The following is a 13,729-nucleotide window of genomic DNA, read 5'->3' as shown; positions in this document are numbered from 1 at the left end:
ACGATAATTTGATTAATCTACACAAGGTTTAGCAAACGGTTCGCTAGACAATGCCTTTTTAACTAGGACGTGTCGGCCTAATTTATTAAAGCCTAGACTACATTCAGCCACTTGTATTAATGCGTGGCGAGTTTTTCGACGCTGCTACGCTATTTTTTACATATTTACCCTGCAAAAGACAGTAGATAAACGTCTAATTTTTTAGTCGAGAAATTTTGAATGGTATTGCGTAACTTTATCTGTAAGCCATTTTGTAAATACCTGAAAGCGTGCTTGAGAATGAGTTTCTTTGTGTGTGGCCAGCCAGAATGTACGCTTAATGTGAATCTCGTTTTCAATGAGTCGAACTAAGCCTGGCTGAGTTTCAGCCATAAATTTAGGCAAAATGCCCACCCCTGCACCATTTACAAGCATTTGATACTGCGCATTAATACTGGTGCTGCGAAGGGCACTCAATTGTGACAAAGCAGTCTCTTCAATGAACTTTAATTGAGGCGCATACACCAAATCGGGCACGTAACTCACTAAATTGAAGGCGGTGAGCTCTTGTAATGTTCGTGGTTCGTTGTCGCTGATAAGGGACTGGTGGGTATAAAGATAAAGGTTATAGTCAGTTAATTTTTGTGTAACCAGCAAGCCTTTACTGGGCTTTTCTAACAAGATAGCCATATCGGCTTCTCGTTTGTTCAGGTTTAAAAAGCCGCTGGTTGCCACAAGCTCAATACTGATCCCCGGATACTGCTTTTTAAAATCGGGTAGTAAAGGCGCTAAAAACCAGCTACCGAAACCTTCAGAAACACTCACTCTGATCGTACCTGCCAAATGCGAGCGTTCATCACCTAATTCATTTTGTGCCTCTAGAAAGTAATGCTCTGCTTTTTCAATATACGTAACTAGCTCACTGCCATGGGTGGTAAGCACATACCCCTTTTTAGTTAGCTCGAACAACTTGCAATTTAATGAGTCCTCCAGTTTTTTTACACGACGAATTAATGTCGTAGGGTCTACCTTCAAGCCTTTAGCTGCAATAGCTACACGACCATTTCTTGCCAAACCAAGAAACAAACGCATGTCGTCCCAATTCACTTAAAACCTGCATTTTTACAGCACCATACTGCAAGTATATGTATTGTCTTTGCAAACACAAGGTTTCAATATTGTTAAAAATTACAGGAGCTATGTCATGAGAAAGATTGTTCACTTTATTGCAGGTAAAGATTTTGAGGATAGCAGCGAAAATACCGCGTCGGTATTTGCGCCCAACACAGGTGAAGTTCAGGCTGAAGTAAGCTTGGCTAACACTTCAACTTTGGCCTATGCAATTGAAACAGCCCAAGCTGCACAGGTTGAGTGGGCAGCAACAAATCCTCAACGACGCGCTCGTGTTATGTTCAAGTTTAAAGAGTTGGTTGAAGCAAACCGCGATCGCTTAGCGGCACTATTATCAAGCGAGCACGGTAAAGTGTTGGTTGATGCGCAAGGTGATATTCAGCGTGGCCTTGAAGTTATCGAGTTTGCCTGTGGTATCCCTCATGCGCAAAAAGGTGAGTATACCGAAGGCGCAGGCCCAGGAATCGATGTGTACTCCATGCGCCAAGCACTTGGTGTAGTGGCAGGTATTACGCCATTTAACTTCCCGGCCATGATCCCAATGTGGATGTTCGGTGTGGCAATTGCCTGCGGTAACGCGTTCATTTTAAAGCCATCAGAGCGCGATCCGTCAGTACCTGTTGAACTGGCAAAGCTTATGATCGAAGCAGGCCTTCCTGCAGGTGTACTTAACGTTGTACACGGTAACAAAGAAGTGGTTGATGGTATTTTAGATCATCAAACTATTAAGGCGGTGAGCTTTGTAGGCTCTTCTGATATCGCTAATTACGTGTACGAGCGTGGCGCTCGTGCTGGTAAGCGCGTTCAAGCCATGGGCGGCGCGAAAAACCATGGCATCGTAATGCCTGATGCAGATCTAGATCAGGTGGTAACCGACTTAGTAGGTGCTGCGTACGGCAGTGCCGGTGAACGCTGTATGGCGCTACCGGTTGTCGTCCCAGTGGGCGATGAAACCGCTGAGAAACTGAAAGCCAAGCTTATTCCGGCTATTAAAGACATTATGGTAAGTCATAGTGAAGATCCTAACGCTCATTATGGCCCTGTGGTTACTGCTGCTCACAAAGAGCGCGTTGAAGGCTATATCGACCTTTGCATAGAAGAAGGTGCTGAGCTTGTTTACGACGGCAGAACCAGTCAGATCCCAGACGACAGTCAAGGCTACTTCATCGGCCCAACGTTCTTTGACCACGTGACCAAAGACATGCGTTCATACCAAGAAGAGATTTTTGGTCCAGTGCTTCAAATGGTGCGCGCGAAAGATTTCAACGAAGCAGTTAACTTAGCAAGCGACCACCAATACGGTAATGGCGTTGCTATGTACACCCGTAACGGCCATGCGGCGCGCGAATTTGCGCAACGTGTAAACGTGGGCATGGTAGGGATTAATGTACCTATTCCTGTGCCAGTTGCTTACCACACCTTTGGGGGCTGGAAGCGCTCTGCATTTGGTGATACCAACCAGCACGGTATGGAAGGGGTGAAATTCTGGACCAAGGTTAAAACCATTACGCAGCGCTGGCCTGATGGCTCAGATACGAACGACAACGCCTTTGTTATTCCAACCATGGGCTAAGCGAGGAGACTATTATGACCACAGTTGCATTTATTGGCCTAGGTAATATGGGCTCAGGGATGGCAGATAACCTGGTTAAGAACGATTACAACGTATTGGCTTTTGACTTAAGCGAAGCGGCACTGGCCAAAGCCAAAGAAGCAGGCTGCACTATTGCGCAAAGTACCGAGCAAGCTGCTGCTGAGGCCGACATCGTTATTACTATGTTACCAGCAGGCAAGCACGTAAAAGATATCTATTCAAATCAGATCTTGGCTTCTGTCCGCGAAGGCACCTTGCTTATTGATTGCTCCACCATCGACGTAGAAACGGCGAAGAGTGTGTCGGAACTGGCAGAGAAAAAAGGCCTTAAAATGCTGGATGCGCCGGTTTCTGGTGGTGTTGCAGCGGCTGCGGGCGGCACACTCACGTTTATGGTGGGTGGCGACGCTGATGCCTTTGACAAAGCCCATGGTGTACTTAGCGCAATGGGCAAAAAAATCGTCCATGCGGGCGGCCATGGTGCGGGACAAGCAGCAAAGATTTGTAACAACATGTTACTTGGCGCGACCATGATTGCGACGTGTGAAAGCTTCCAGCTGGCACAAAAACTTGGCTTAGATGCGCAAGTGTTCTTCGATATCGCGTCAAATGCCTCGGGACAGACATGGTCAATGACCACCTACTGCCCTGTAAAAGGTGTAGGGCCACAAAGCCCTGCTGATAACGATTTTGCTGGCGGTTTCGCTTCGGCGCTTATGCTCAAAGACTTGGGGCTGGCCATGCAGGGCGCGAAGGGCGTCAACGCGCAAGTACCTATGGGTGAGCTTGCTGCAAAGTGGTTTGAAATGCATTGCGAAGAAGGCAATGCAGGGATGGATTTCTCTTCAATAATCAACCGACTAGCATAAGAGAAAACCAACAGTTCTCCGACGGCTACTTTCCCTCAGAAGAGGTGGCCTTCTTACTGAGCGAGTAAAGGATTTTACTCGCTCTTTTTTTATCTTTTCCCTACCTATCCCGCTTGTTTTTGCGCTGTTGTTACCTCGCTAGCTCCCTTACCAAGCGGAATTATTCCTTTGTTATTTGGTGTTCCCTTTTCATCAATTAGAAGCCACTTTTAGGTGGCTTATTCGTTCCCACTCACATGGTTAAAACAAGCCAATTCGGCGTTCGGTCTACATCTTGCAGTCCCGTATTTAGCCTAAGAAATTTACACTGCATTAAAGGGCTAAATTTTATACACCCTTATGCAAAGCGATACTTTTATAACCGTGAAAATATTATACGTTTTAATGACTTACTTAATTCACTAAGCAATTTCACTAAACACATTGGTTCTATATATCGCTCACTTAGAGCGCGCTTTGAGAAGCAGAGTGTCGCTAATTTCTAACGTTCAATTTCCTAAATTCAGTAAGTAAAAATAAAAGGAACACACTATGAAAAAGCGTATTGTTGCCGCTTCGACGGCAATTGTAGCTATTGGTTGTATTTTCGCCTTTATCGATACAAGCCCCTCGGGCAAAAAAGAGGTAGCAGCGGCGAATGCTGAGACAAAACCTGTTGGTAAAGAAAGCGCTATTGAAAAGCAACGAAACGGCAAAGTGTTATCGACAGGTGTCGATAACTTCAAACCAAAAAATGAAGCCGAGCTAAAAGCTCAGGCTACAACTACTACTAACGGTAAATCAGAGAAAGACACCATCGTCTGGACAACATCAGAAGATGGCAAAAAGGTACTTGAAGCAGAAGGCTATATTCCCGCTGACGTAACCGATGAAGCTTACATTGAGCTTGATCGTGAAGAATTAATGACGGTAGAAGTTGGCGAGTATCTCGATTTATACATCCCACAGTTCGGTGGCAGTTACACCGGTGAAGTTGACCACGTTGTCACTCATCCAAACGGCGATCGTACCGTAGAGGCCCACATCCCAGGTGCGGGCTCTCTCTACGCCGCTGTTATAACGCTCGGCGAAAACGCCACCTACGGAAACTTAGCCACGCCTCGCGACGTGTTTGTGCTTGAAGGCAATGATAAATACGCGTGGATCGCACCAAAGTCTTCAATGATGCAAAACCACATCGAACGTGAACCCGACAGCGAACGCCCGCTTAGCGACGACAACGCTGAAGAAGTCTTCGATCTCGGCCAAAACTAATCCCCTAGTGCCTGTTGAGCTTCACAGGAAATTCAACAAGCTCAAATAAAACAACAAGAAGGAAATAAAAATGAAACACACATTTAAGTGTTTAACGGCAATGGCAGTTTCACTGCTTTGTGCAACATCAGTAACAGCAGCCACCATCGATGTAATGGTGCTTTACACCCAACCTGCTGCAAACAATGTGTCTAATATCGACACTAAAATTAACCAATACATCTCACACGCCAACCGTGTTTATCAAAATAATGCGGTAGATCTACAGTTGCGTTTAGTGGGCGCTCAGTCATCTGCTGCTACATCTAGCGACCTTCAACCTACCGAAAGTGCGCTAGACTTGTTAACTGATAGCAGTGGTGTGCAAAACGCACGATCTTCAAACGGCGCAGACATGGTCGTGCTTTTAGGTAATCGTGAAAACATTTATGAAGGCGGTCAGCTAGTGGGTTACGTGTGCGGCATTGGCTGGGTAGGTCAAGGCAACAACGGTACACTGTATTCTAGCTCGCAAAGCCGCATGTACAGCATTAGCGCCGTTGATTGCGGTCTGTCCACATTTGTTCATGAACTCGGTCACAACATGGGCTTAGGCCACTCTGTTCGCCAAGGTTCAGTAGGCGGTGTATATAATGATGGTATCGGTCACGGCGTTGATAATAACTTCTCAACTATCATGGCCTATCCTCAGGCATTCGGTAGTGCCACCCAGCTAGACTATTTCTCTGACCCTTATTGGTCAGGCTGTAATGGCCAAGCCTGTGGCGTTGAAAACGAATCTAATGCTTACCGCGCAGTAAATGCGGTTATTAACCAAATTGCTAACTACTTCTAAGTAAGTAATTAATTAGGGGATAAATAAGGGAAAGCAGCCTTGCTTTCCCTTCAACCTAAGCCCATGCAGATTGTTTACTCTTTAGGCTGCGTCAACATGTCATCATACGCATCCATTTCCCAAGGCAGTTCGCCTGGGCTGGTATCGAGGAAGTGAAGATAACTTTCGAACTGATCTAAGATGTCCTTAGTAATACTCTCTTTGTCATATCCGTAAATATCGTAAGCTTGTCCTCCGCGGCGAAGGAATACTTCAGCGCGAAAATATTTTTCTGACTCGTCTTCTTCTGAACGCAGTTCTGCGTAGCTAAACCCTGGCACTAAATATTCAGTCATACGGATATCGTAGATAAAATCCATGTGATCGTGACGCTCAACAGTGAAGATGGCCCTTCCCGTTTCCTCATCAAGCTTAACGAACGCCTCCCACTCTCTCTCTTTCAAAGCAGCTTGTACGTCTTTCATCGCTGCAATCACAGTTTTATCAATAAACTCATGAACCTCATTTCGGCTTGGGTAATCGACCATTGCTGCGAGTCGGCCTTTTAGGCTAGTCGAGCGACCGTGGTTTCTATTAAGCGTATTCGCCTTCAAACTGTTGTTTCGGTAGCCTTCAATGACAAGCGCACGCCATAGGCCTGCTGCAGACGCTAGCATAATGAAGGCGAATGGTAATGCGCTCGCAATGGTCATCGTTTGCAGGGCATTCAGTCCACCAGCCAAAAGCAACACTGCTGCAACGGTTCCTTCCAAACACGCCCAGAAGATACGCTGCCAAACCGGGCTTTCTTCTTTACCACCAGAAGCAAGAGAATCGATAACCAGCGACCCAGAATCTGATGACGTCACGAAGAACGTAATAATCAATAACACGGTCAAGCCTGACATGATTGACGCGCCAGGTAGCAAGTCATAGAGCTTAAATAAGGCAACAGCTTCGTTTTCCTGCACATCGCTAATGAGTGTAGTAACACCTTGGTTCATAATGGCATTTAGCGCGGTGTCGCCAAACACGGAAAACCAAAGGAAAGTGAACATGGTAGGCACAAGCATTACACCAAAAACAAACTGCCTAATGGTTCTGCCTCGACTTATTTTGGCGATAAACATGCCTACAAACGGCGCCCAAGCGATGGTCCAGCCAAAAATAAACAGCGTCCAGTTGCCAATCCAATCGCTGCGACTGTAGGCCTGAAGATTAAAGGTACGTTCAATGATGCCGTTGATATAACTTCCTGTGTTCTGTAAAAAGGTTTCTAAAATATGAACCGTTTCTCCGAAGATAAAAACGGTACTCATAAGCGATACAGCCAGAACCATATTAAGAATTGATAGCCTTTTAATGCCTTTATCCATGCCCGCGATAACCGATATTGTTGCGGCAATGGTTACGATAGCAATGGTGCCTACCTGCACCATGATATCAATGGGGATATCGCCAGAAAGATAGTTAAGTCCCGCATTGATCTGTGTAACGGATAGCCCGAGTGTAGTGGCGATACCAAATAATGTACCGAGAATGGCGAATACATCTACCGCATGACCTATAGGGCCATAAATTTTATCCCCTATCAGCGGATACAAAGCCGAACGGATAGACAAGGGCAAGCCATGTCGAAAAGCAAAATAGGCAAGAACCAAACCGACTAGCCCGTAAATCGCCCAGATGTGAAAGCCCCAATGAAAAAATGCGATTTGCATGGCTTGTTTCGCCGCATCAACAGTTTCAGCTGCTCCTGCAGGCGGTGAAGAATAGTGTAGAACAGGCTCTGCTACGCCAAAGTAGAGCAGCGCTACGCCGTAGCCTGCTGAGAACAACATAGAAAACCATTCGGGAAAGCTATATTGAGGCTCTGCATGATCGGGCCCTAACTTTATGTTTCCCCAGCTAGATGATGCTACCGATACAATGAATACCAAAAAGATAGCGACCGACAACATGTAAAACCAACCAAAGGTTTCTGTAATCCATGCCAATGTACTATCGAAGGCCTCGCCGGCAAGTTCGGGGTTGCTGATGGTTCCGATCACCAGAAGCAAAATAATGACGACGGCGGGGAGAAATACAGGAAGAAGAATGGTGGAGTTGTTTACTTGGCCTTTCATAGCAAGTCCCTTTTCACTGACAGGTAAGTTGAAACCCTGCGAAAACTTAAAAGCTGCTTTTTTCTACTAGTGAGGATTTGCTTTGGTTCAGATAATTACCCAGATATATTCTTTTCTTGGCGCTACAGACCGTGATTTCAATTAAATAAGGCGCTTTAAGCGGCAAGGACCTGCTCTGAAAAAAGAGATTAACGGGCGTGATTGCCTCTGGCGTATCAAAAATAATCAGACATAGATAAATAGCGTTGCCTGATATGTTCAATTAACAGCTTAATTTTTCGAGATGGCTGGCGGCTGTAAGGATAAACGGCATAAACGCCTAACACCTTACCTACCCGCTCTGGAAACAAATCGACCAGTGTTCCATTACATAAATCTTCGAATACCAAACATTTAGGTACGTAGGCAATACCTCTACCAGCAAGAGCTGCTTTGCGAAGCGCACCTGCATTGTCACTTGAAAATGCGCCATCTACGGTGATGGTGTAACTGCCTTGAGACGACGTAAACTCCCACTCCCTTGCACCGGATGTGTGGTAGGAATACAACAAACAGTTGTGAAAGCTCAAATCCTCAGGTGCTTTGGGCCTGCCCTTTCGTCTAATGTAATCCGGCGATGTGCAAACCACCCAATGGGAATCTAAAAAGTGCCGCGCGATCAGACTTGAGTCTTCCAAATATCCCGTTCGAATAACAAGATCAAACCCTTCCTCGACTAAATTTACAAATCGATTATCCAGAGACATATCAACGCTTAACCCTGGATGAAGTGTACAAAACTCAGCTACCGCATCGGCTAACAGTAAATCGCCCGAAATCGTTGGAACCGACATTTTAATGTGTCCGGATATTTGTTCACTGTATCCAGAAATTGTGTCGATAGCTTCCTGCGTGGACGCCTTTACATTCATGGCGCCTTGCTTCAAAGCTTGACCCGCTTCGGTAAGCGTGAGTTTGCGAGTAGTGCGATACAAAAGCTGCGTTCCCAGCTCTTTTTCAAGCTTTGCTATTCGCTTACTGACTACCGAGTTGGTAATGTTGTTCGCCTCTGCCACTTTGCTAAAACTGCCCATCTCCGCAATTTGTGCAAAGAGAATTAAATCGTCTGCTCTCACGTTATTACTTCACTTTTGGAAAAGATAAATTTCATTGTTGCCGTATATCCCTAAGGCGAGAAACGTTATATTTTTATCAAGTTAATTACAATCGTTTAAAGACATGATTATTTCATCGCCGACTGATTATCGACGCGCTGCGCAAAAAATATTACCGCCGTTCCTATTTCACTACATTGATGGTGGTGCCTATCGAGAGCATACACTTAAACGCAATGAAACTGACTTGGCTGACATTGCATTAAAGCAGCAAGTGCTGAGAAATATGTCGTCGCTTGACCTTTCTACAACGGTCTTTGGTGAACAATTGGCTTTACCTATTGCCCTTGCTCCCGTGGGATTAACCGGAATGTATGCGCGACGTGGTGAAGTGCAAGCCGCTAAAGCGGCAGCAAACAAAGGCATCCCGTTTACCATGTCGACGGTGTCAGTATGTCCTATTGAAGAAGTCGCACCAGCCATTGAACGTCCAATGTGGTTTCAGCTCTATGTGCTTCGCGATCGCGGCTTTATGAAGAATGTTCTGGAGCGCGCCAAAGCAGCGGGTGTCACAACGTTGGTTTTTACCGTAGATATGCCTGTACCAGGGGCTCGCTATCGCGATAAACACTCCGGTATGAGTGGGCCATTTGCTGCAAGCCGTCGCGTACTGCAAGCGATGACTCATCCTCGTTGGGCATTTGATGTAGGCGTATTCGGTAAGCCTCATGATCTTGGCAATATTTCTACTTATCGTGGCGAACCGACCCAGTTGGAGGACTATATTGGCTGGTTGGGCGCCAATTTCGATCCGTCTATCAGTTGGAAAGACTTAGAATGGATCAGAGAGTTTTGGGACGGCCCAATGATTATCAAAGGCATTTTAACTGAACAAGATGCCAAAGATGCCCTGAGTTTTGGCGCAGAAGGCATTGTAGTATCCAATCACGGCGGTCGTCAGCTAGATGGCGTGCTTTCTACCGCTAAGGCTCTTCCAGCGATTGCTAGCGCGGTGAAAGGCGATCTAAGTATTTTCGTAGACTCAGGTATTCGTAACGGCTTGGACGTGGTGAGAATGCTGGCGTTAGGTGCCGATTGTACTTTACTAGGGCGCTCTTTTATTTATGCACTTGCTGCTGAAGGCCAACAAGGGGTAGAGAACTTACTCGATCTGTACAAACAGGAAATGCATGTCGCGATGACACTATGCGGCGCAAAATCAGTCAGTGAACTTAACCTCGACTCTCTCGCTTCTTAGTATCGCTGGCACCAAGGCCACTAAAAAGACCCCCAGTAATTGGATAGTCCAACTAATGGGGGTCACTGCATTTTTTACGGCTCTTTTATCAATGCACAAGTGGCTGGAAGTGTTATTTGCGCTTAATGATGCCCACCACAACAACTTCCATCATGCTCAGCCCAGTTTTTAAGTTTGGTGGTTTTGCCTATTCCCGGGTTAAAACTATTGGTTGGGTCTAATTCTCGGTAAAAGTTTTTCAGCGCATCTTTTGCAAAGTACTCGTGTCCCACATTGTGCTCTGCTGGATATTCAGCGCTTCTCGCATCAAAAGTTTCCAGGATTTTACCCTTTAACAATTTGGCATCCGCTCCTTTTTTTAACACGTAATTCTGGTGCATTACGTGGCAGAATAAATGGCCGTAATACAGTTTCGTGTCTATCTGGTCGTCTATTTCTTTAGGCAACACTTCAAACCAGTCGGGATCGTTACGGCGAAGTGCAACATCGATGGTCATCATAGCGCCCACGTCTTTGCTGTGCATAACGTGGTAACGACCTATCGCGCCACCAGCAACAAAGCGATGCAAAATAGCCTTATCAGCTTCTTCTTCTGTACACTCAAAATAACTACCTTCATTGGTTTTAAAGAAAGCATCAAGGTAGGCTTTGGCCTCATCTACCCCGTCGTTGCTCATCTCCAATATCCAATGATGCTGATACTTGTCTCTGTACTCTTCCATTCGCTTAGGCAAGTGGTTAGGAAAAACGTAGCTCATATACTGCATAACGCGATCTGACATTTTGTTGGGTAAGAAGCCCAGCTTGTCAGTAAATGCGTCAAATTTGCGCTTAAATGCAAACAGCTTAGGAATAAATTTGGCGCCAAGCTTGCTGATAACGATAAACATATCTTTACCGTATTTCTTGGATACGTCGTAGCAGTCACGGTGAAGGTACTCACCCGAGTCAGGCAAGTTCTTGAAAGTAGAAAGTATGTCGCGACGCACTTGGGTAAACACAGCGGCGTCGTTAGACCCCACATAAAATACCTGTTTTTTCTCAGGAATAGGAAAGGTGTCTAGCCTCACTGCGAACACGGCAAGCTTACCCGCACAGCCTGAAGCTTCATGAAGTCTTCTGCCGTCATTGTTGAAGCGCGAAGGTGTGTCTGAATCAACGTCTCGAACTCGTTCATCATACTCGTTGTCTGATGCACGAGCGTCAGGGTGCTGAACGTCAGCTTCTTTGTAACGTTTGTTCTCAAGATTATTCAGAATTTCTTCTGGCTCACTACCTAGGTTAATCCCCAGGTTGTTTACCAAAGATAGATTGCCATTAGCGTCGATTTGGGCAAAAAGCGCTAATTCAGTATAGGCAGGGCCTCGCTTGACCAAAGCACCACCTGAATTGTTACATATTCCCCCCACGATCGATGCGCCAATACATGAAGAACCAATCACAGAGTGAGGTTCGCGACCATAAGGCGCAAGCGTCTCTTCCAATCCAAACAAGGTGCTCCCCGCTAAGCCAACGATCTGCTTTCCGTTGTCAACTAACTGAATATCATCAATACGCATAGTACTGATAATAACGAGAGGCCTGTCGTAATCTTTACCATCTGGCGTAGAGCCACCCGTTAACCCTGTATTGGCCGCCTGCATAATAACCGCAACGTCGGCTTCAACACACAGCTTAAGCACACGCCAAATTTCGACAAGCGTTCCTGGGCGTACTACCGCAAGCGCTTCGCCCGCACCAAAACGAAACCCTTTAGTGTAAGGCTGCTTCTTCGCTTTATCAGTTAACAAATAGGCCTGCCCTACTACATCGCGCATTGATGCAATCAAAGACTGAGTGTCAACGTTTACGGTCATGGTTCTCTCTGTGTGTTGAAATAATGGAAGGAATGACTTGGTGTTGAACTATACACTAACACCATTATTAACAAAGGGGGCAAGCCGCTTTTATCGAGATAATTTACTTATATTTAATTCGTTGAACACTTAGAGGCTCTAGCATTTAAGCAAAACTTACAGGCGTTTTTCACTGTTACATTTTGTTACGCTTTGGAGGAGCAAGTTAGACCAGAGGAGTATTGTAAAGCCAATGTATAGTTCGTAAGGTTGATAGACACGAAAAGGAGCTTTCATGTCACATCAAGCGTTCGTTTTAACAAGAAAAAGTTTTTCAGAAAATACTAGAAGGGATGGGGCTTACGAACGATTCCTAAGTATTTTGCCGTCATGTGGATTTGTCGTCACAACCGGTGCGATTCATCCACCTCGAAGCGTGCTTAATAACACCTATACCTTCTTTATCGATGCGCAGTATTGTGACTCTGCTGCTATGCTCAACTTGCCTGTAGTCAACGATAACCCAGAGTTGAACAAAGTCATTTTCAACGTGCCAGAGTCTGACGTCGATTTTCATTATGCGGCACTGCAACATGGTATTAATGGTATTTTCCATATTGAAGATAGCTTAGAACTTCTGGTTCGCGGTGTTCAACAAGTTCAGGCGGGCAACAAATGGTTCAGTCGCGAGATTATGAGTCGCTATATTGATGCCAATTTAGTGTCTAAAGCAAAACCCGTTGCTGCACTTCAATCGTCACATACTGTGCTGACCAAGAGGGAATTGGCCATCACACGCAAAATTGCAGATGGTGCCCAAAATCAGGAGATTGCAGACTGCTTACACATCAGCGTAAATACGGTGAAAACTCACGTTTACAGCATATTTAGGAAAACGGACTGCCGAAATCGCGTTGAGCTTATAAAGTGGTTCGATCACCAGTTTAGCCAACCACAACAAGTAAGCATATAAACTGATAATCCATTGAATTTAATTGCGTATGGCGCTTACGCTTTCGCGCGCCATACACCTTTCTCCATTCCTTGTAGCACCAACTCAGTCACCGCTTTTTCTATGCTTTGTTTAACGCACTCGAACATGGGTTCATTAGTCGTGTAGCCCGTTTCTGCTTCAAGCAAGCGCTTAAGCGAAACATACCTAAACAGGCCTGCTCTCACCTCCTGGCTTAGTACCTTCTTAGAGGTTGAAACCGACACCAGTACTTGACCTGTTCTCACGTCAACTGCACGCATGTAAATGGAAATTTGATCTTCCCTAAACAGCTCACTCGCTCCAATGCCAAAGTACTCTACGCCAGCGCCGCCGGTACGAATGTTGGTATCGTAGCTAATTATCCCACCTTCTATAATAATTCTAGCTGTCGTGAGTGGCGGCAAATCGCCTCCGCTGCTTTCGTCGGCTCTAATTATTTTGCGTTCGGTAAGAATGTTCTGCAGCCCTTCACGCTCCACAGGTAAAAACCACGATGTCTCGCTTAAGGTCTGAACAAGAATAGAGGTTGCGCCTTGAGTCACCGCAGTAGAAAACGAACTTGCCCCAGTGCTAGGTTTATATTGCCCGGTCTGGTCTCTAAACGCATATACAGAAACCGGAATTTGTCCCATAGGCGCTGGCAAGCTTTTTACTTCAGACAATGTGGCACTGTCTTTAATTACATCAGCGGCCGTTGTATCTGGCGGCAGCGTATTAGTGATGGACTGGCATCCTGCAAGCGCCATGGCCACTATTAAAAAAACGGTACTTCTCATGTGTT

General features: G+C 45.7%; 11 protein-coding genes. 6 read left to right on the top strand and 5 right to left on the bottom strand.

Annotated elements, in window-relative coordinates; translation table 11 throughout:
- Positions 1 to 201: 201 nt before the first annotated feature.
- Positions 202 to 1,086 (bottom strand): LysR family transcriptional regulator, encoded by an 885-nt coding sequence (locus tag MHN00_RS04480; protein ID WP_014950688.1) that lies wholly within the window; start codon positions 1,084 to 1,086, stop codon positions 202 to 204.
- Positions 1,087 to 1,183: 97 nt separating this feature from the next.
- On the opposite strand from MHN00_RS04480, the gene MHN00_RS04475 reads away from it, so the two are divergent.
- From MHN00_RS04475 to MHN00_RS04460, 4 genes are all read left to right on the top strand, one after another.
- Positions 1,184 to 2,683 carry a CoA-acylating methylmalonate-semialdehyde dehydrogenase gene (locus MHN00_RS04475; RefSeq protein WP_020744244.1) on the top strand — a complete coding sequence of 500 codons (1,500 nt, stop codon included), beginning with the start codon at positions 1,184 to 1,186 and terminating at the stop codon, positions 2,681 to 2,683.
- Positions 2,684 to 2,697: 14 nt separating this feature from the next.
- A complete protein-coding gene (gene mmsB, locus MHN00_RS04470; RefSeq protein WP_014950690.1) occupies positions 2,698 to 3,573 on the top strand; it encodes a 3-hydroxyisobutyrate dehydrogenase in 876 nt (291 codons plus the stop codon).
- Between the two features lie 531 nt (positions 3,574 to 4,104).
- Positions 4,105 to 4,827: a lipocalin/fatty-acid binding family protein gene (locus MHN00_RS04465; RefSeq protein WP_239300419.1), complete on the top strand. Its 723-nt coding sequence runs from the start codon at positions 4,105 to 4,107 to the stop codon at positions 4,825 to 4,827.
- A gap of 70 nt (positions 4,828 to 4,897) precedes the next feature.
- Complete coding sequence (locus tag MHN00_RS04460) at positions 4,898 to 5,662, top strand: zinc-dependent metalloprotease family protein (RefSeq protein ID WP_014950692.1); 765 nt, start codon at positions 4,898 to 4,900, stop codon at positions 5,660 to 5,662.
- 74 nt (positions 5,663 to 5,736) lie between these two features.
- Here MHN00_RS04460 and MHN00_RS04455 read toward each other — a convergent pair whose 3' ends face one another.
- Complete coding sequence (locus MHN00_RS04455; RefSeq protein ID WP_239300417.1) at positions 5,737 to 7,767, bottom strand: BCCT family transporter; 2,031 nt, start codon at positions 7,765 to 7,767, stop codon at positions 5,737 to 5,739.
- 215 nt (positions 7,768 to 7,982) lie between these two features.
- Entirely contained in the window at positions 7,983 to 8,882 is a 900-nt protein-coding gene (locus MHN00_RS04450; protein WP_014950694.1) for a LysR family transcriptional regulator, read from the bottom strand.
- A 103-nt stretch (positions 8,883 to 8,985) separates the two neighbouring features.
- Between MHN00_RS04450 and lldD the strand changes: the two genes are divergently transcribed.
- A complete protein-coding gene (lldD, locus tag MHN00_RS04445) occupies positions 8,986 to 10,119 on the top strand; it encodes an FMN-dependent L-lactate dehydrogenase LldD (protein WP_014950695.1) in 1,134 nt (377 codons plus the stop codon).
- A gap of 122 nt (positions 10,120 to 10,241) precedes the next feature.
- Here the strand turns inward: lldD and dld are convergent, their stop codons facing one another.
- A complete protein-coding gene (gene dld / locus MHN00_RS04440; protein ID WP_131137327.1) occupies positions 10,242 to 11,975 on the bottom strand; it encodes a D-lactate dehydrogenase in 1,734 nt (577 codons plus the stop codon).
- 274 nt (positions 11,976 to 12,249) lie between these two features.
- On the opposite strand from dld, the gene MHN00_RS04435 reads away from it, so the two are divergent.
- Positions 12,250 to 12,927, top strand: coding sequence for a response regulator transcription factor (locus MHN00_RS04435; RefSeq protein ID WP_014950697.1), 678 nt, complete (start codon positions 12,250 to 12,252; stop codon positions 12,925 to 12,927).
- A gap of 35 nt (positions 12,928 to 12,962) precedes the next feature.
- Here MHN00_RS04435 and MHN00_RS04430 read toward each other — a convergent pair whose 3' ends face one another.
- The gene (locus MHN00_RS04430) at positions 12,963 to 13,724 is read right to left on the bottom strand and encodes a CsgG/HfaB family protein (RefSeq protein WP_014950698.1); all 762 of its coding nucleotides are present in this window, start codon (positions 13,722 to 13,724) and stop codon (positions 12,963 to 12,965) included.
- Between the last annotated feature and the right edge of the window lie 5 nt (positions 13,725 to 13,729).

The organism is Alteromonas sp. Cnat2-8 (genome assembly GCF_022348355.1).
Lineage (GTDB): Bacteria > Pseudomonadota > Gammaproteobacteria > Enterobacterales > Alteromonadaceae > Alteromonas > Alteromonas macleodii.
This window is presented reverse-complemented; position numbering and strand designations above follow the sequence as displayed.